This is a genomic window from Stackebrandtia soli, assembly GCF_965137155.1.
Classification (GTDB): Bacteria; Actinomycetota; Actinomycetes; order Mycobacteriales; family Micromonosporaceae; genus Stackebrandtia; species Stackebrandtia soli.
On the sequence record NZ_CBCRZX010000034.1, the window covers coordinates 1 to 17,434 of the forward strand.

The 17,434-nt window shown below is 66.4% G+C and carries 17 protein-coding genes and 3 pseudogenes; 4 read left to right on the top strand and 16 right to left on the bottom strand.

All coding sequences use genetic code 11. The annotated features are described in order from the left end of the window. The 11 genes and pseudogenes from ACM9NP_RS17510 to ACM9NP_RS17560 form a co-directional block, all read right to left on the bottom strand. On the bottom strand, window positions 1-222 hold a 222-nt coding region (locus ACM9NP_RS17510; RefSeq protein ID WP_415647798.1), incomplete at its 3' end, for an ATP-binding cassette domain-containing protein. Continuing rightward, on the bottom strand, window positions 215-484 hold a 270-nt coding region (locus tag ACM9NP_RS17515), incomplete at its 5' end, for an oligopeptide/dipeptide ABC transporter ATP-binding protein (protein WP_415647799.1). The genes ACM9NP_RS17515 and ACM9NP_RS17510, both read right to left, overlap by 8 nt. A gap of 1 nt (window position 485) precedes the next feature. Further along, a pseudogene (locus ACM9NP_RS17520) lies at window positions 486-601 on the bottom strand (methionine ABC transporter ATP-binding protein); the annotation flags it as partial. Window position 602: 1 nt separating this feature from the next. After that, window positions 603-676: pseudogene (locus ACM9NP_RS17525) on the bottom strand (hypothetical protein); the annotation flags it as partial. Between the two features lies 1 nt (window position 677). Beyond that, window positions 678-1,243, bottom strand: a pseudogene (locus ACM9NP_RS17530) (ATP-binding cassette domain-containing protein); the annotation flags it as partial. Window positions 1,244-1,251: 8 nt separating this feature from the next. After that, window positions 1,252-2,172, bottom strand: a complete 921-nt coding sequence (locus tag ACM9NP_RS17535) for an ABC transporter permease (protein WP_415647800.1) — start codon at window positions 2,170-2,172, stop codon at window positions 1,252-1,254. Then, window positions 2,165-3,172 (bottom strand): ABC transporter permease, encoded by a 1,008-nt coding sequence (locus tag ACM9NP_RS17540; RefSeq protein WP_415647801.1) that lies wholly within the window; start codon window positions 3,170-3,172, stop codon window positions 2,165-2,167. The genes ACM9NP_RS17535 and ACM9NP_RS17540 overlap by 8 nt, the downstream gene beginning before the upstream one ends. Window positions 3,173-3,277: 105 nt before the next feature. Further along, window positions 3,278-4,873 (bottom strand): peptide ABC transporter substrate-binding protein, encoded by a 1,596-nt coding sequence (locus tag ACM9NP_RS17545; RefSeq protein WP_415647802.1) that lies wholly within the window; start codon window positions 4,871-4,873, stop codon window positions 3,278-3,280. A 413-nt stretch (window positions 4,874-5,286) separates the two neighbouring features. Beyond that, window positions 5,287-6,270 carry a carbohydrate kinase family protein gene (locus ACM9NP_RS17550; RefSeq protein ID WP_415647803.1) on the bottom strand — a complete coding sequence of 328 codons (984 nt, stop codon included), beginning with the start codon at window positions 6,268-6,270 and terminating at the stop codon, window positions 5,287-5,289. A 549-nt stretch (window positions 6,271-6,819) separates the two neighbouring features. Further along, window positions 6,820-7,194 (bottom strand): HesB/IscA family protein, encoded by a 375-nt coding sequence (locus tag ACM9NP_RS17555; protein WP_415647804.1) that lies wholly within the window; start codon window positions 7,192-7,194, stop codon window positions 6,820-6,822. A 77-nt stretch (window positions 7,195-7,271) separates the two neighbouring features. Further along, the gene (locus tag ACM9NP_RS17560; RefSeq protein ID WP_415647805.1) at window positions 7,272-8,429 is read right to left on the bottom strand and encodes a glycerate kinase family protein; all 1,158 of its coding nucleotides are present in this window, start codon (window positions 8,427-8,429) and stop codon (window positions 7,272-7,274) included. Window positions 8,430-8,528: 99 nt separating this feature from the next. Between ACM9NP_RS17560 and nadA the strand changes: the two genes are divergently transcribed. From nadA to mgrA, 4 genes are all read left to right on the top strand, one after another. Then, on the top strand, window positions 8,529-9,695 hold the full coding sequence (nadA, locus tag ACM9NP_RS17565) for a quinolinate synthase NadA (RefSeq protein ID WP_415647806.1): 1,167 nt from the start codon (window positions 8,529-8,531) through the stop codon (window positions 9,693-9,695). A 529-nt stretch (window positions 9,696-10,224) separates the two neighbouring features. Next, window positions 10,225-11,577, top strand: a complete 1,353-nt coding sequence (gene murA / locus ACM9NP_RS17570; protein ID WP_415647807.1) for a UDP-N-acetylglucosamine 1-carboxyvinyltransferase — start codon at window positions 10,225-10,227, stop codon at window positions 11,575-11,577. A gap of 75 nt (window positions 11,578-11,652) precedes the next feature. Then, window positions 11,653-12,321, top strand: coding sequence for a DUF3043 domain-containing protein (locus tag ACM9NP_RS17575; RefSeq protein WP_415647808.1), 669 nt, complete (start codon window positions 11,653-11,655; stop codon window positions 12,319-12,321). A 142-nt stretch (window positions 12,322-12,463) separates the two neighbouring features. Continuing rightward, the gene (mgrA, locus tag ACM9NP_RS17580) at window positions 12,464-13,459 is read left to right on the top strand and encodes an L-glyceraldehyde 3-phosphate reductase (protein ID WP_415647809.1); all 996 of its coding nucleotides are present in this window, start codon (window positions 12,464-12,466) and stop codon (window positions 13,457-13,459) included. Between the two features lie 25 nt (window positions 13,460-13,484). On the opposite strand, the gene ACM9NP_RS17585 is transcribed toward mgrA, so the two are convergent. From ACM9NP_RS17585 to ACM9NP_RS17605, 5 genes are all read right to left on the bottom strand, one after another. Next, window positions 13,485-14,036, bottom strand: a complete 552-nt coding sequence (locus ACM9NP_RS17585) for a hypothetical protein (RefSeq protein WP_415647838.1) — start codon at window positions 14,034-14,036, stop codon at window positions 13,485-13,487. Next, entirely contained in the window at window positions 13,967-14,338 is a 372-nt protein-coding gene (locus tag ACM9NP_RS17590) for a hypothetical protein (protein ID WP_415647843.1), read from the bottom strand. Before ACM9NP_RS17590 ends, ACM9NP_RS17585 begins: the two co-directional genes overlap by 70 nt. A 120-nt stretch (window positions 14,339-14,458) precedes the next feature. Continuing rightward, window positions 14,459-15,436 carry an ABC transporter ATP-binding protein gene (locus ACM9NP_RS17595; RefSeq protein ID WP_415647810.1) on the bottom strand — a complete coding sequence of 326 codons (978 nt, stop codon included), beginning with the start codon at window positions 15,434-15,436 and terminating at the stop codon, window positions 14,459-14,461. 1 nt (window position 15,437) lies between these two features. Then, window positions 15,438-16,241: an ABC transporter permease gene (locus tag ACM9NP_RS17600; RefSeq protein ID WP_415647811.1), complete on the bottom strand. Its 804-nt coding sequence runs from the start codon at window positions 16,239-16,241 to the stop codon at window positions 15,438-15,440. After that, window positions 16,234-17,028 (bottom strand): ABC transporter permease, encoded by a 795-nt coding sequence (locus ACM9NP_RS17605; RefSeq protein ID WP_415647812.1) that lies wholly within the window; start codon window positions 17,026-17,028, stop codon window positions 16,234-16,236. The genes ACM9NP_RS17600 and ACM9NP_RS17605 overlap by 8 nt, the downstream gene beginning before the upstream one ends. Between the last annotated feature and the right edge of the window lie 406 nt (window positions 17,029-17,434).

Sequence of the window (17,434 nt, forward strand, 5' to 3'; positions counted from 1 at the left end):
AATCGAACCCGACGACGGCGACTCCAACCCCACCAACAACTTCGCCAACGTCGACTTCCCACAACCCGACTCACCCACCACACCCAACGTCTCACCACGAGACAGGGACAGTGAGACTCCGTCGACGGCGCGGACGTGTCCGACGGTCTTCTTCAGCACCACACCGACCTTGATCGGGAAGTGCTTGGTCAGGTTCTCGACTTCCAGAACGACGTCATTCACCGTTCATGACCTCCTTGGCGTAGTGGCAGGCTGAGGCATGGCCGGGGGTGACCGTGGCCAGCTCGGGCCGCTCGGTGCGACAGCGATCCTGGACGTTCCCGCAGCGGGGGTTGAAGGAGCAGCCGACGGGGATATCGGTCAGGACGGGTGGGAGTCCGGCGATGACCTCGAGCCGCTGACCCTTCACATCCAACCGAGGAATCGACCGCAACAACGCCTTCGTATACGGATGCGCCGGCGACGCGAACGTCTCCAACACACCNGCCTGCTCCACCGCACGACCGGCGTACATCACCGTAATATCGTCCGCCACATCCGCCACCACACCCAAATCGTGCGTGATCAGAATCAAACCCATCCGACGCTCAGCCTGGATCTCNGCCAACAACCGCATAATCTGCGCCTGCACCGTCACATCCAACGCCGTCGTCGGCTCATCCGCAATCAACACCTCNGGATCAAGCGCCAACGCCATCGCGATCATCACCCGCTGACGCATACCACCCGAAAACTGATGCGGATACTCATTCACCCGCTGCGCAGCCGCCGGAATCTTCACCAAATCCAGCAACTCCACCGCCCGACGCCGCGCATCCTTCCGCGACATCCCACGATGAACCCGGAACAACTCCCCCAACTGAAAACCAACAGTCCACACCGGATTCAACGCCGACAACGCATCCTGAAAAACCATCGCAATATGATTCGCGCGGATGCGGCGGTGGACTTCGGGGGCGATGTTGAGGAGGTCGACACCGCGATAGGTGATTCCGCCTCCGGCGATCTTGGCGGGCGGCATTTCGAGGATGCCCATGATGGCCTGCGCCGTCACGCTCTTACCGGAACCCGACTCACCCACGATGGCGCGGGTCTGGCCCTCGGACAGCTGGAAGCTGACGCCGTTGACGGCCTTCGCGACGCCGTCACGGGTGTGGAACTCCACCTGGAGATCGTCGACCTCCAACAGCGGGGCGTTCTCGTCGAGTCCCGGGATCAGCGGCTTCGCTTGAACTTCAGTCATCGAGACACCTACCGCAGTTTCGGGTCGAGGGCGTCGCGCAGCGCGTCACCCAGCAGAACGAAGGACATGACGACGGCCAACAGGAAGCCGGTGGGGATCAACAGCAGGAAGTGGTCCCCGCTGATGAAGTCGTTGGTACCGCGGTCGATCATGATTCCCCAGCTGATCGCGGGGGGCTGCAGACCGAGCCCGAGGAACGACAGCGCGGCCTCGACCGAGACGATGCCCGCGAGGTTCAGCGGAATGATCGCCAGAACCGGGGGAATCGCGCCCGGAAGAATGTGCCGGAACATGAGACGACCGTGGCTGGCCCCCAGGGACCTGGCGGCGTGCACGAAGTCGTAGTTCTTGAGCTCCAACACCTTCGAGCGCAACAGACGTGTCTCGAACATCCAACCGGTGGCGGACAGGATCAGCGCGATGGGAAGGATCGTGTCGGCGGCGTCCCGGAACAGCGCGATCATGAGGATCGCTCCGAGGAAGAACGGCACCGACATGAAGACCTCGACGACGCGCGAGATGACCGCGTCGACCCAACCGCCGAAGTAACCGGCCATCGATCCGAGGATGATCGACAGCGTCAACGTCACGGCGGTGACGATGAGCGTCAGCATGACGGTCGGCTGCGAACCGTAGATCATCATCGCGTAGTAGTCGCAGCCGTACTGGTCCATGCCGAAGATGTGCTCGGCGGACGGGGTCTGACGGTGGAGCAGGGCGTCGCAGTTCTCGGGGTCGACGCTGGTCCACAGCCACGGGAACGCCGCCATGGAGTAGACCGTCAACAGGATGAGGACGGAGACGATGACCGTGGGGCGTCTACGCAGATCGCGGAACGCGTCGCTCCACATGCTGCCGACTCGGTCCGGTTTGTCGTTCTTCTCGGGGGTGGTGGCACCCCCGGTCACGGCTTCGGTCAGGTCACTCATAACGAATCCTCGGGTCCAAAGTGGCGTACAGCAGGTCAACGATCAGGTTGACGGTGATGATCAGAATCACCGAGAGCGTGACGATGGAGATCACAATGGACATATCGCTGGTGCGGGTGGCGTTGATCATCAAGAGGCCTACGCCGCGAATGTTGAAAATGGTCTCGGTGATGACCGCACCGCCGATCGCGGCGCCGAAGGAACCGCCCACGACGGTGACGACGGGGATCAGCGAGTTGCGGATGGCGTGCACGACGAGCACCCGCCGGGGCGCGAGCCCCTTGGCCCGCGCGGTGCGAACGAAGTCAGAACCAAGGTTCTCCAACAGACTCGTTCGCATCAATCGGGCCAGAGCGGCGACACCGAGCATCCCGAGGATCATGCCGGGAAGTAGTCCGGACAACCATGGTTCGTCTTGATTGAACGTTGGCCGGACGATCATCGCGATGACGCTGTCCGCTCCGAATATCCCCTTGAGCCAGTTACCCAGGGAGATACCGATGAGCTGCTGAAGCAGCAGGGCAACCAGGAAGGTCGGGAACGCCGTCATGAGGACGGTAAGGACTCGGATGGAGTGGTCGATGAACCGGTCGCGGTACAGCGCGGCCAGGACTCCCAGCCCGATGCCGAAGATCATCCAGACGATGATCGTGATGGCGAAGATGGTCAATGTGTTCGGCAGTGCCTGCGCCAGCAGATCGTTGACCGAGCGCATCTTGTAGTCAGTGCCGAGGTCCCATTGCGCGAGACGGCCCATGCGCTCGGCGAAGATCGTGACACACGGATTACCCACCTGTTCAAAGCAGGGATCGTCGGTGCCGAACATCTCGGCGACGATCTGCAACTGCCGCTCCGACGGGCGGCTCTTCTCACTGAAGAAGGTGGCCGCCGGATTTCCTCTGATCTGGATGGCCAGTGACATCAGATAATGAACGATGAACAGGGTCCCGAACAGGGTCAACAATCCCTGTAGGACACGACGGATGACATACCGTCCCATGAAGAACACTCCTATGCGCAGGGGACGGGTGGCGACGGCGGACGAACCACCGCCGCCACCCGCGTCGAGCGATGACCGCTCAAACGTGTCGAGAAACGGGAACCGTTAGCTCTTCAGCTGAACGATGTCCCAGTTCCACCCGTTGAGCGCGCCGTACTTGACGGAGTCCTTCACGACGTTCGTGCCGATGAAGGTGTGCGCGTCAGAGAAGAACATCGGGATGTTCGGCATGTCTTCACCGACGATGCGCTCCGCGTCCTGGTAGATCTTGATCGCGTCTTCGATGTTCTCGGCGGAGTCGCCCTCGGCCAGCTTGGCCTCGAAGTCCTCGTTGAGGTAACCGAAACCGTTGTCCGGGCCGTGGCCGTAGACGCCGGTCAGGTAGTTCTCGTTGAGGGGGTAGTCCGGCGCCCAACCGAGACGGAACAGACCGTCGAAGTCACCCGCGGTGTTGAGCTTGAGGTAGTCCTCCCACGTGAGGCTGTTCAGCTTGTAGTCGATGCCCAGGTTCTTCTTGAGCTGGTCACCGACGACCTTCATCCACGCTTCGTGACCGACGCCCTCGTTGACGTACAGGTTGAGGACTTCGCCCTCTTTCCAGCCGCCGGCCTCTTCGAGGAGTTCCTTGGCCTTCTCGACGTCGAGCTCACAGTATCCGCAGGTGCCGTCGATGCCGCCGGGGATCACGGTCGGCGGGGTGAAGGACGTCGCGGGGGTGTGACGGCCCTGGAACGCGGCCTCCAGCACGGCGTTGCGGTCGACCGCGAGGCTGAACGCCTGGCGGACTTCCTTCTTGTCGAACGGGGCGACCTTGGTCGGGAAGCCCGCGTAGGTGAAGCTGGCGGACTGAGCGGTCAGCAGCTGGTCGGCCATCTCGGTCGAGGCCTTGGTGTACTCCGCCTCGGGGGCGGCGGCCATGTCGATCTCGTCGGACTCGTACGCGGCCCACATCGCGACATCGTCGGTGTAGATCTTGTACTGGACCTTCTCGACCTTGGGCTTCGTGCCCTTGTAGTCGTCCCAACGCGTGAGCTCGATCTCGACGTTCTTGTCGACATCGCCCTCGGGGTACATCATGGGGCCGTTACCGATCGGCTTCTGGTCGCACGCCTCGGCGTCGGCCATGCAGTCCGCGGCGAGCGGGAAGTAGGCCGGGTAACCCATGGCGGTCGGGAAGGCGAGCCACGACTGCGAGAAGGTGACCTCGAAGGTGGTCTCGTCGACGACCTTCAAGCCCTCCATCGCGTCGGCCTTGCCGGTCTTGACGTCCTCGTAGCCGACGACGCGCGAGTGGAACTGGTTGTTGTCCGGCGCGTTCGTCTCGTTCGCGGTGAAGTTCCACGAGTCGACGAAGGTCTGGGCCGTGATCTCTTCACCGTTGTGGAAGGTCCAGCCGTCGTTGATGGTGACGGTCCAGGTCTTGTTGTCCTCGGTGGTGAACTCCTTGGCGATGAGGTTCTCGACCTCACTGGTCTCCGCCGAGTAGCGAACCAGGCCAACGTAGATCTTGTCGACGATCGCGCCGCTCGACGTGTCCGCCGACAGGAACGGGGACAGGTGCGGCGGGCCCTCACCGGGCATACCGAGACGCAGTGTGCCCCCGTCGATGCCCTCTGAAGCGGGGTCGTCGCTGTTGCCACCACTACAACCGGCGACGGCCAGGGCCGCCACGGCTACGGTGGCGATGAGACGCTTGCGCATCTACAGCCTCCTTGAATAAAAGGCGGTGCGCTGTTTCTACAGCGCCCCCACCACTAAAAACGCATTGCTAACCGTCACTCTTACCGACGAGACGATGGTGCGGTAGGGCCCGTTATTCATCCGAAATGTAGATGGTGCTTGACAGTGCTTGACCTCTTGACTGTCCAATTGTCAAGTCTGGCAAGAGAATTCGGGCGGGTAACCACAGTAGAATCGGCGCGTTCGCGCGGCCACCACGACGACCGTTCGTCATGTCCTCACGCCGGTCCGAGACGGCGGTACCAATCCATGACGAAAACTGACACATTCCTTGTCATGAACGCCCAACCGAAGGTGCCCGACGAGTGACCTGAACGCCGTGAGGGGCGGCACGACTAAGCGCACCGCCCCTCACGAGAGCGTTCGAGCGTCGGTCAGGCTCCGGGCAGATGCGCGGACACCTCGGCGGCGCAGGCCGGCCCGTAAGACTCACCGAGTCGTCGGATGAAGGACGCGCGGTCCACCGCGTACTCCTGCGGGCCGACCGTCTCCAGGACGAGCGCGGCCATCATGCAACCGACCTCGGCCGCTCGGCGAGCGCTCAGCCCCCAGGACAGGGCGGCGAAGAATCCGGCGCGGAAGCCGTCGCCGACGCCGGTCGGGTCGTAGGCGTGCAACACCCTCGCGACGGGGATGCGCATCGGGTCCATTCCCCTACCCGTGATCTCCACGCCGTCCTTGCCGAGGGTCGTGACCCTCAGCTGTACGCGGTCGAGGACCTCGGCGTCGGTGAGGCCGGTCTTCGATTCGAGCAGTTCCTTCTCGTACTCGTTGGAGAGCAGGAACTTGGCGCCCTGGATCAGGTCGCGGGCTCCGGCTCCGTCGAGTCGGGCGAGCTGCTGCGACGGGTCCGCCGCGAACGGGATTCCGAGCTCGCGACACTGCCTACTGTGATGCAGCATGGCCTCGGGGTCGTTGGCGCTGACGAGCACCAGGTCGAGACCATCGACGCGCTTCGCGATCGGAGTGAGGTCGATGTTGCGGGATTCGGCCATGGCACCGGCGTAGAAGGACGCCATCTGGCACATGTCCTCGTCGGTGGTGCAGACGAACCGGGCGGTGTGCGCGGTCTGGCTCACGTAGACGGACTCGGTGTCGACGCCGTTGCCCGACAGCCAGCCCTCGTAGTCGTCGAAGAAGTCCTTGCCGACGGCGCCGACGAGTATCGGTGCCAGTCCGAGCTGGGCCATCCCGTAACTGATGTTCGCGGCGATGCCGCCGCGTCGGAGGACCAGGTCATCGACGAGGAAGGACAAGGAGATCTTGTCCAGCTTGTCGGCGATGAGTTGATCGGCGAACCGACCAGGGAAATGCATGAGGTGGTCGGTGGCGATCGAACCGGTCACGGCGATCTTCATCGAGAGGTGTCCTAGCAGGAGACGACAAATACAGCGCGGTCAGGTTACCCGGCCGTACCGGTGCGATGGCCGGTCGAGGGTCGAGTGCCGATGCGGCCGGTCGTGCTAAAGGTTGTCTCGTTACCCAGCCGATCGGCTCCGGCGGCGCCAAAACGCCATCGGCCGTGTTGTCGGATCCCCTGCATACGACACCGGTATGCAGGCGATCCTCCGCCTCGCCGAGTGACGCCCTGACCCGCGCCTCGCACGACCTGAGGTAACGAAGACAACCTCTAGGGCCTGTTCGCCGTGGCGAGCGGGCCCCGAGTGAACGCGTGGCGAGTCGCGGCTCCTCGGCGGATCCTGGTGTTCGTTGCACCGGAGAGCGCCACGTGAACGCCGACGATCCGCCGCAGGACGCTCACGAGGCGGGAGATGAGTTCCCTGACCCGCCGGGAAGGCGACTTCCGCGAGAAGCGTCACGTGCGCGGCGGCGGGGCCGTAACGGCTGGGAAGAACGCGAGGGGCGGCACTCCGACCGTGGCCGGGCCGCCCCTCGCGCCTGAGTCTCTAGTGGAACGAGTCGCCGCAGGCACAGGACCCGCCGGCGTTCGGGTTGTCGATCGTGAAACCCTGCGCGTCGATGCGGTCCGCGAAGTCGATGCTGGCGCCTGTGAGATATGGCACGCTCATGCGGTCGACGACGACCTCGAAGCCGTCGTAGCCGTCGACGATGTCCCCGTCGAGCGAGCGCTCGTCGAAGAAGAGCTGGTAGCGCAGGCCCGAACAACCGCCCGGCTGCACCGCCACCCGCAGCCGCAGGTCGTCGCGGCCTTCCTGCTCCAGCAACGCCTTCACCTTCTCGGCGGCCACGTCGGTGAGCGTGACGCCGGTCGGCTTGGTCGTCTCGGTGGTCTCGGTGGTCTCGGTCTGCGTCTCGGACACGGTGGTCTCCTACGTTCGGGTCAAGTAACTGCTTCCACGGTAGCGAACGCCACCGAAGGCGACGACATTCCGCGCCGTCATCGGCGCCACTGCCGTGCGATGGTCGCGCCGATGACGCGCAGACCGTCGAGCGGTCGGCGCATCGCCTCCTCGACCGAACCGTAGTGCTCGGCCAGCGAGTAGGTACGGGTGATCCCGGCGGCGGCGGCCTCACGTCGTCCGACGGAGACACGACCGGCGACGACCGTGCACGGCAGTCCGCGCTCGGCGGCGGCATTGGCGACGTTGACGACGATCTTGCCGCCAAGCGTCTGATGGTCGAAGGAGCCTTCCCCGGTGATGACGAGCGACGCCTCGTCCAACCGCGCGTCGAGACCGGTGGCGGAGCGGACCAGCGCGGCCCCGGAGGTGCGCTGGGCACCGAGGGCCAGGAGCGCGGCGGCCGCTCCCCCGGCGGCGCCGGAGCCGGGCAGGTTCGCGATGTCCGGCGGGCAGCCCTCGACGTCGGCGGCGAGGATCGCCGCGAATCGACGGAGCGCGTGGTCGAGGACCTGGACGTCGTTGGCGTCGGCGCCCTTCTGCGGACCGAAGACGGCGGACGCCCCATTGATACCGCACAGTGGATTGTCCACATCGGTCGCGGCGACGAGGACGGCGTCGCGCAGGCGGGGACTCCCGTCGAGGCGGTCACAGTCGACGAGCGCGGCGCCCCCGTACGGCAGGGCGAGGCCCCGACCGTCGAGCGCTGTCAGGCCGAGCGGGATCAGCAGACCGGCGCCGCCGTCGTTCGTGGCCGAGCCGCCGAGTCCGACGACGACCGTGCGCGCGCCGGTCTCGATGGCGTCGGCGATCAGCAGACCGAGCCCGAAGGTCGTGGTGCGCGAGGGGTCGCGTTCGGCGTCGTCCACGAGGTGAAGGCCGCAGGCGGCGGCGCTCTCGATGTATGCGGTGTCGTCGACGCGCAGGTACGCCGCCTCGATGGGTCGGCCCAGCGGGTCGTACGTGTCGACGACACGGCGACTCCCGCCGAGGGCGAGTTCGAGGCTGTCGAGCATTCCCGGGCCACCGTCGGCGAGCGGTATCTCGACGAGGTCGGCGTCGGGATCGACGTCGCGCCATCCGGCCGCGATCGCGGCGGCGGCCTCGGCCGCGGTGACGGTGCCGGCGAACTTGTCAGGGCATATCAACACGCGCACGAGCGCCACTGTATGCGTCGCCGCGCGGGCGGTCGACATCACAGGGCTCGGCGACGCTCCTGGGCGTGTCGTTGTGAGAGAATCAGCATTACGCGTCAGAACGACGATAAATATCGACTCGCCCCTGGGAGGGCCGCCGTGAGCACCTTTGTCGAGCCCGGATCGACCGCTACCGCGCTGTTGTTGCTGGGCCGTGGCACGGACCCCGATTCGGAGAAGGGCGTCGACTGCCCCGGCGCGCTGCCTCCCGCGAGCGACCCGAACCTCGTCGAACGGGCGTGGGCCGCGAAGAAGGCCCTCGGCGATCGCCTCTTCATCCTCGGGCACCACTATCAGCGTGACGAGGTCATCCAGTTCGCCGACGTCACGGGCGACTCCTTCAAGCTCGCCCAGCAGGCCGCCGCCCGCCCCGAGGCGGAGTACATCGTCTTCTGCGGTGTGCACTTCATGGCCGAGTCGGCCGACATCCTGACCGGCCCCGACCAGCAGGTCATCCTGCCGGACATGGCGGCGGGCTGTTCGATGGCCGACATGGCCGCCGCGCAGCAGGTCGAGGACTGCTGGGACGCCCTCGTCGACGCCGGCATCGCCGATTCCGTCGTTCCGATGACGTACATGAACTCCTCGGCCGACATCAAGGCCTTCGTCGGGCGCCGCGACGGCGTCGTGTGCACGTCGTCGAACGCCGAGCGTGCCCTGCGCTGGGCGTACGAGCGCGGCGAGAAGGTGCTGTTCCTGCCCGACCAGCACTTGGGCCGCAACACGGTCGTGCGTGAGCTCGGCTTCGACTTGGACGACTGCGTCGTCTACAACCCGCACAAGCCGAACGGCGGCCTGACGACGGAACAGTTGCGCCAGGCGCGAATCATCCTGTGGCGCGGGCACTGCTCGGTCCACGGCCGCTTCACCCTCGACAGCGTCAACGACGTGCGCGAGCGGGTTCCGGACGTGAACGTGTTGGTGCACCCCGAATGCACGCACGAGGTCGTCGCCGCGGCGGACCGCGTCGGTTCGACCGAATACATCATCACCGCGATCGAGGAGGCCGAGCCGGGTTCGGCGTGGGCCATCGGCACCGAGCTGAACCTGGTGCGGCGCTTGGCCAATCAGCACCCCGACAAGCGGATCATGTTCCTCGACAAGGCCGTCTGCTACTGCTCGACGATGAACCGGATCGACCTGCCGCACCTGGTGTGGGCGTTGGAGGAACTCGTCGCCGGACGCGTCCCGAACCGGATCGTCGTCGACGAGGACACGACGGTGAACGCCCGTCACGCGCTGGACCGCATGCTCGCGCTCCCGTAGGGCGTGCCCCACGTACGGCGTCTCACGGCGTCGGCGGTGTTCTCCCGCATGTCGGCGGCGACGAACACTCGCGACGGGGATGTCGCCGAACCACTAGGGCCGTATCGGTTTCCGGTGATTCGGCGCACCTCCGGACCGGTCTTTGGCCCGATCGCCGTGACGTCCGGCGTGCCCGTTCGCGCTCAAGCGTGAGGACGCCCGCGTCCCGCCTCGCCGAATGACGACGTCTCGACCGCCCGCCAAGCCCTGAGGTAACGGGACGATCCCTAGGCGGGGTAGCGTTTCAGGCGGCGCGTGGACATCCGCGCGCCGCCGAAGGCGTACCGGCAACAGCCGCGGCGGCCCCTCGTTCGTCGATCGATCCCCCTTGATTCGAATCGATCTTCCCCGGGCAGGTCGCGCGGCGTGGGCGCACGAACGAGGACGGTCGGTGACCTGATCACCACCGGTCTGCGCCCCGCACCTTCGACCCTCGCCGGAACGCTATGCTCGCGAGTCGGCGATACGTTAACCCGATTGCAATCGACTCGTGATATTCGAAAGGTCCCTCGCGTTGAGCAACGACGTTCTCATAGTGCACGGCGGTACCCCACTCACAGGCGAGATCCGGGTGCGAGGCGCCAAGAACCTGGTCTCCAAGGCGATGGTCGCCGCCGCACTCGGCGACTCTCCGTCCATACTGCACGATGTTCCTGCGATCAGTGACGTCGAGATCGTGCGCGGCCTGCTTGAGCTGCACGGTGTCCGCACCACGATGACCGAAGACCGGTCCCTCACGATGGACCCCACCAACATCGTGACGGCGGGTGTCGACGAGATCAACGTGCACGCCGGTTCCAGCCGCATCCCGATCCTCCTGTGCGGTCCCCTCCTGCACCGACTCGGCCGCGCCTACATCCCCAATCTCGGCGGATGCAACATCGGCGGCCGCCCCATCGACTTCCACCTGGACGCGTTGCGCCAGTTCGGTGCCGTCATCGACAAGCAGCCCGACGGCATGCACCTGTCCGCGCCGCAACGACTCCAGGGCATTAAGTACACACTGGACTATCCGTCGGTCGGTTCGACGGAACAGATCCTGTTGACGGCGGTCCTCGCCGAGGGCGTCACCGAACTGCGCAACGCCGCGGTCGAGCCCGAGATCATCGACCTCATCTGCGTCCTGCAGAAGATGGGCGCGATCATCAAGGTGCACACCGACCGCGTCATCGAGATCGAGGGCGTCGACCGTCTCGGCGGCTACCAGCACCGCCCCATCCCCGACCGGATCGAGGCGGGCAGCTGGGCCGCCGCCGCGCTCGCGACCCAAGGCGAAGTCTTCGTGCGCGGCGCCAACCAGGTCGACATGATGACCTTCCTCAACACCTTCCGCACCATCGGCGGCGCGTATGAGATCGACGACTCCCCCGAAGGCGGCATCCGCTTCTGGCACCCCGGCGGCGAGCTCTCCCCCGTCGCCTTGGAGACCGACGTCCACCCGGGCCTCATGACCGACTGGCAGCAGCCGCTCGTCGTCGCCCTGACGCAGGCGCACGGCCTGTCGATCGTCCACGAGACCGTGTACGAACGTCGCTTCGGTTACACCGCGGAGTTGCGCCAGATGGGCGCCAACATCCAGCTGTACCGCGACTGCCTCGGCGGGACGCCGTGCCGCTGGGGACGCCGCAATTTCCTCCACTCGGCCGTCATCGCCGGACCGTCGAAGCTGCACGCGGCCGACCTCCAGATCCCCGACCTGCGCGCCGGGTTCAGTCACCTGATCGCGGCGCTCGCCGCCCAGGGCACGTCCCGGGTGTTCGGTGTCGACCGTTACATCACACGCGGCTACGAGGACTTCGACGCCAAGTTGGCGGCGCTCGGCGCCAATGTCGAGCGCCCGTGACCGGGTATCGTTGCTGATCCGCCCGCTGTTCAACGGTCCCCTTCGGGGGACGCTGCTTCACCGAAAGAGTTCTCAATGAGCGACAGCCGACCCGTGTCCGCCGTGCAGGAGACGAAGAAGGTCAGCGGTTCCACCCGTGACAAGGCGGAGCCGACGCCGAAGCGTCCCACCCACAAGCAGGCACGGCCCCCGGCCAACCCTCCCAAGACCTACAAGGAGGCGCGGGAGCGCGCGAAGGCCACGAGGGGACCGAAGCCGGACAAGGAGGCCAAGCGCAAGCTCGCCGCCCAGCGCCGGACGGAACGCATGCGGATCTCCGAGGGCCAGGACCGTGGCGACCCGCTGTACGACAAGTACCACATGCCGCGCGACAAGGGGCCCGAGCGCCTGCTCGTGCGTGACATCGTCGACTCACGGGTCAGCATCGGCCAGTACTTCTTCGTCGTCGCGATCCTGATCATGTTCCTCAACAACCCGGCGATGCCCCCGGTGTTGCAGACGGCGTCACTGATCGGCTGGGTGGCGATCCTCCTGGCGTTCGTGATCGACAGCGTCTTCCTGTGCCGCAAGATCAAGCGGATCGTCTGGGGCCGCTTCCCGAAGACGAAGCAGCGGAAGCCCGGCCTGTACTGGTACGCGATCTCGCGGTCGATCATGTTCAAGAAGCTGCGGATGCCGCGCCCCCGTCCCAGCATCGACCGCCGTACCCAGGTCGAGGACCTGGGCAAGGTGGTCAAGGGATAGTCGAGCCTGATGTGTCGAGGCGGACGCCGGNCGGNGNCCGCCTCTTCGCATGTCCACGCTCTGTGCGCCGGGCGGTCGAGGGCGCCGAAGGACCGCTTCGAGCGCACGGAAGAAGCTCAGACCAGGCTCTAAGCTCGGACGAATGACCTATCGGGCTGCCTTCGATCGTTACGAGTCCATGACATATCGCCGCTCGGGACGCAGCGGCCTCCTCCTGCCCGCGATCTCGCTCGGCCTGTGGCACAACTTCGGTGACGACCGCGGCTACGAGACCGGGCGACAGATCGTGCGTCGCGCGTTCGACGCGGGCGTGACGCATTTCGATCTGGCGAACAACTACGGCCCGCCGCCGGGTGCCGCCGAGTCGAACTTCGGACGGATGCTCGCCACGGATCTCGCGGCCCATCGCGACGAGCTCGTCATCTCGTCGAAAGCGGGATACGGCATGTGGGACGGCCCCTACGGCGACGGTGGCAGCCGCAAGTACGTGACCGCGTCGTTGGACCAGTCCCTCGCCCGCATGGGGTTGGACTATGTGGACATTTTCTATCATCATCGCCCGGACCCGGACACCCCGCTGGAGGAGACGATGGGCGCGCTCGACGCGGCCGTCCGCGCGGGCAAGGCCCTGTACGTCGGTCTGTCGAACTACCGGGCGGAACAGTTGAGCAGGGCCGCGGCGATCCTGTCCGAACTCGGCACACCTCTGCTCATCACGCAGCCGTCCTATTCGATGTTCAACCGCTGGATCGAGCGGGACGGTCTGTTGGACGCGACGGCGACGGTAGGGGCGGGCTGCATCGCGTACAGTCCGCTCGCTCAGGGCCTGCTGACGGATCGCTATCTCGACGGGGTCCCCGCCGATTCGCGGATCCGCACGAGCGTGTTCCTCAACGAGAGCGATCTGACCGACGACACGATGTCGAAAGTCCACGGCCTCAACGACATCGCGTCGGGCAGGGGCCAGTCCCTCGCTCAACTCGCGTTGGCGTGGGCGCTGCGGGACGAGCGGATGACGAGCCTCGTCATCGGGGCGTCGAGCGTCGATCAGTTGAACGCGAACCTCGGCGCCGTCGAGAATCTGACGTTCACCGAGGCGGAACTGCGCGAGATCGACCGGTTCGCGACGGACCGCTGAGACGGATCGCGGCGTTCGGCGCGGGTCACCGCGTCGAACCCTCGGAGACCGACCGGATCCGCTCGTCGACGGCCGGGTCGTCGGCCGTCGCTCGCGGGTTCGGGACGTCGACGGGTGCCCCGCCCCGGGTTCGCCACAACCACGCCAGACCGAGCGCGGGCAGCACGAGCGGGACCCACCCGTACCCCGACCCGAACCGCGACCACACCGTCGCCGCCGGGAAGTACTCGGGGACGACGAAACTGGCGGTGCCGACGACGAGAACGCCCGCGAGTTCGACGGCGCACGCGAAGGCGGCGACGCGATGCCAGGCGGTCCCGCGGGCGGCGATGCCGATCGTCGCGACGACATAGATCGCGGCCGCGAGCGCCGACAGGAGATACGCCAGCGGCGCGGCCGCGTAGTCCGTCGCGAGCTGCCAACCGGCGCGGGCGATCGCGGCGACGGCGAACACGGCGTACACGGCGATGAGCAGTCGGCCCGGACCGGACCGCGTGACGGCGGCGCTCACGTCGCGGCTCCGACGAGACGCCACACCTGGTCCATCCGCAGGACGAGCACGGCGACCGTTGCACAGCCTCCCGCGACGACGGCGGTCCCCCAGTGGCTGCGGTCGATCGTTCCCCAGATCCCGGCGGCGGGTACGACGAGCGCGGCCGTGGCGAGGTAGCCGACGAACATGATCGTCTCGTCGGAGAAGCTCACGCCCGTAACCTGGACGATCGAGGTGACGGCCTGCGCGAGGACGATGACCTCCAGCGCCGCGAGGAGGTACAGGTGCCACCGGATGACGGGGCGCTTGCGCAAGGTCAGCACGAGGAACCAGGCCGCCACCCCGAGGGCGGCGAACTGCACCACGCTGGTCAGCCAGTCGATCACTTGGTCGCTCCTTGGGGTGGTCTTGGTCGCGACCTCATCCTATGAACCGCCCTAAGGTGTTCGACGCTCGGTAGTACCCGTGGGGCGGGGACCGTTGGACGTGTCCCCGCCCCGTCCGAGTCAGCCGGTGGCGCCGTTGTAGAGCTTGGCGATGACGTCGTCGATGTCGGGTTCGACGATCGCGACGTCGTGGAGCTCGACGGACTGCGCGAGTTGGGCGACGAGCGCTCCGGCCGAGAGTCCGCCGTCCGGCAGCGCGAAGGACAGGCGACGGGGATCGGCGGCGTCGACGACGCCGGTCAGCCCGCCGACGAGCACTGGACCCGTGGGTTCCGTCGCGAGGTCGGCGACGACCGTGCGCTGCGAGCCGTACCTGCGGTGCAGCGCGTCGAGGCCCCCGTCGTGGACGACCCGTCCGTGATCGATGACGACGAGCCGCTCGCACAGCCGCTCGATGTCGGCGAGGTCGTGGGTCGTGAGGACGATCGTGACGTCCCCGGTCGCGCCGAGTTCGGCGAGGAACGACCGGACGGCCTGTTTGCTCACCACGTCGAGGCCGATCGTCGGCTCGTCGAGGAACAGCAGACTGGGTCCGTGCAACAGTGCCGCCGTCAGTTCGCCGCGCATGCGCTGGCCCAGCGACAGTTGTCGGACGGGGGTGTCCAGGAACTCGTCGAGGTCGAGTAGGGCACGGCAGCGGTCGAGGCGTCGCGCGTGTTCGACCGCGTCGACGGCGAAGACGTGGCGCAGGAGGCTGAACGATTCGCGCAGTGGAAGATCCCACCACAGCGCGGACCGTTGGCCGAAGACGACGCCGAGGCGTCGCGTCAGGTGGCGACGGTTGGCGACGGGTTCCATGCCGCACACCGTGAGTCGGCCGTCCGTCGGGACGAGGATGCCGGTCATCATCTTCAAAGTGGTCGACTTGCCGGCCCCGTTCGGTCCTATGTAGCCGATCATTTCGCCGCGTTCGACGCGCACGTCGACGCCGTCGACGGCGGCCACTATCGACCGTTCCCGTTTGAGGCGTCCGACCTTCTTGTAAACGGTGAACTCCTTGCGCAGTCCTCGCGCGTCGATGACCGTGTTCGTTGCCATGTCAGGATCCCGTTCCGTTGTAGTGCCGTATTCCGAGGTGCCAGCAGACGGCGGCGAGGGCGGCCGCGAGCGCGGCGACGATCGGCGACAGGGCCGCGATCCAGGTCGGCATGCCGAGCGGATCGGGGATGCCGGTGATCGACAGCGCCGGGTAGTAGGAGACGAAGCCGAAGCCGAGCGCGAAGGCGAAGACGTGCCGGAACAGACCGCCGTACAGGTTGATCGGGTAGGTCGTGAACTCCCGCCCGCCGTAGGTGAGCGAGTTGGCGAACTCACCGGAGTCGATCCACCAGAACGCGACGGAGGCCGCCGCCACGAACAGGGCAGAGAAGTACACGCCCGCGACGATCGGCGCGGCGACCAGCTTCACGACAGTCCATACAGTCCAGTCGAGCTCGCAGGCGACCGACGCGACGACGAGGCCGCCGAGCGCGAAGGCGAGCCGACCGAGACGTCGGGGCTGGAAGTCGATCGCCAGCAGCTGTGGAAGGACCCGGCGCGGCCTGATCAACATCGCGTCGAGGGTGCCGGTGCGGATGTACGCCTTGAGGCGTTCGACGTTGCCGACGGCGAGGTCGGCCAATCCGAAGCCGACGGCCGCGATCGACGTGATGAGCAGTACCTGCGGCAAGGTGAATCCCGCGAGGGTCGGGGTCACGGAGAACAGGACGATCACCGTCACGTAGTCGAGCACCGTGAACAGCGTCTGTCCGATGAGGTCCAATGTGAACGACGTCCGGTACTGCAACTGTGAGCGGACCTGGGCGGCGACGAGGTGGCCGTACACCCGAAACGGTCTATCCACCTTGGATCACCAGCTTCCGGGTCGCCCGGGACTGGACCCAGAACGCGCCGCCGAGGCAGGCCGCCGCCCACAGCGCCTGCACCGCGACGCGGCCGAGCTGATCAGCGACTCCGCCGAGTTCGACGCCGACGTCGGCGGGCATTTGCAGGATCGACGGGAACGGCGTCGCGTACTGGAGAAAGAACGCGATCGGCTCCGGCATGAACCCGAGCGGGAAGTACAGGCCACTGCCGACGCCCGACGCGATCGCCCACAACATCAGTACGCCGCGCACGTCGAGCAGCCAGAAGGCGGTCGCGTTGAGCATGTATCGCAGCCCGAAGCACACGAGGACGGCGAGAACCACACTGACCGCGAACAACGGATACGTCCAGACCCGTTGCGGCCAGTAGAACGGGAAGAACAACGCGCCGACGGCGATGGGCACGGCCATCCGGGTCAGCAGCGCAAAGGCGGCCCGACCCAGGTCGATCCCCAGGTACGTCCACACCGGATTTACGGGGCGCAGAAGATCGGCGGCGACCTCCCCCGTGCGTACTCGTTCCGACAGTTCCGTCCAACCCCACAGCGCGACCACTCCGATCAGGCCCTGCCCGATCCAGACGTACGTCGACAACTGCGGACCGGTGTAACCGGCCGCGACACCGGCGGAGCCCGCGACCGCGAGCAGCACGAAGGTCCGCATGCATCCGAAGACGGTGTTGGTGACGCACGAGGCCAGGGTCGCCTGACGATAGGTGGCGAAACGGCGAAATCCGGCCCGCGACAAGGCGAGCATCATGTTCATAACGGCTCCTGAGACGACGATGCGGAAAGCGAGTCCGTACCGACCTGCCCATGGCAGCCGCGAGTCCGAGTCAACGCCGCGTGGGGAGCGGCGTCCGTGTGACGACGGAGTGGCGATCGTGAGGGTTCGTACGTCCAGTGCGCGACGGGACAGCGTACTCGCCGCGACGGAGCCGACGAGAGGGGGAGGCACGATCCGCGCCGTCTCGTGTAGACGATGCCACCCGCGACGACGGTCGGATGGGCGCCGCGCGCCGCGCGGGATCCTCGACGGGTCCGGGACCCCGCCCGTCACCCAGCGGGTTCGAAGTCGACCCGAACGGCCGAAACCACCCAGCGACGCCGTCTCGCGACGCGTCGTCGGCGACCTGTCCGCGAGCCGATGAAGCGGGGACACGCGGTGCACG

What these genes read in the sequence shown, in the direction of transcription:
- ACM9NP_RS17575 (WP_415647808.1), top strand. Translation starts at nt 11,653, where the DNA reads ATGAGCGACAGCCGACCCGTGTCCGCCGTGCAGGAGACGAAGAAGGTC.
- ACM9NP_RS17545 (WP_415647802.1), bottom strand. Translation starts at nt 4,873, where the DNA reads ATGCGCAAGCGTCTCATCGCCACCGTAGCCGTGGCGGCCCTGGCCGTC.
- ACM9NP_RS17595 (WP_415647810.1), bottom strand. Translation starts at nt 15,436, where the DNA reads ATGGCAACGAACACGGTCATCGACGCGCGAGGACTGCGCAAGGAGTTC.
- mgrA (WP_415647809.1), top strand. Translation starts at nt 12,464, where the DNA reads ATGACCTATCGGGCTGCCTTCGATCGTTACGAGTCCATGACATATCGC.
- ACM9NP_RS17550 (WP_415647803.1), bottom strand. Translation starts at nt 6,270, where the DNA reads ATGAAGATCGCCGTGACCGGTTCGATCGCCACCGACCACCTCATGCAT.
- ACM9NP_RS17535 (WP_415647800.1), bottom strand. Translation starts at nt 2,172, where the DNA reads ATGAGTGACCTGACCGAAGCCGTGACCGGGGGTGCCACCACCCCCGAG.
- ACM9NP_RS17605 (WP_415647812.1), bottom strand. Translation starts at nt 17,028, where the DNA reads ATGAACATGATGCTCGCCTTGTCGCGGGCCGGATTTCGCCGTTTCGCC.
- ACM9NP_RS17560 (WP_415647805.1), bottom strand. Translation starts at nt 8,429, where the DNA reads ATGTCGACCGCCCGCGCGGCGACGCATACAGTGGCGCTCGTGCGCGTG.
- ACM9NP_RS17540 (WP_415647801.1), bottom strand. Translation starts at nt 3,172, where the DNA reads ATGGGACGGTATGTCATCCGTCGTGTCCTACAGGGATTGTTGACCCTG.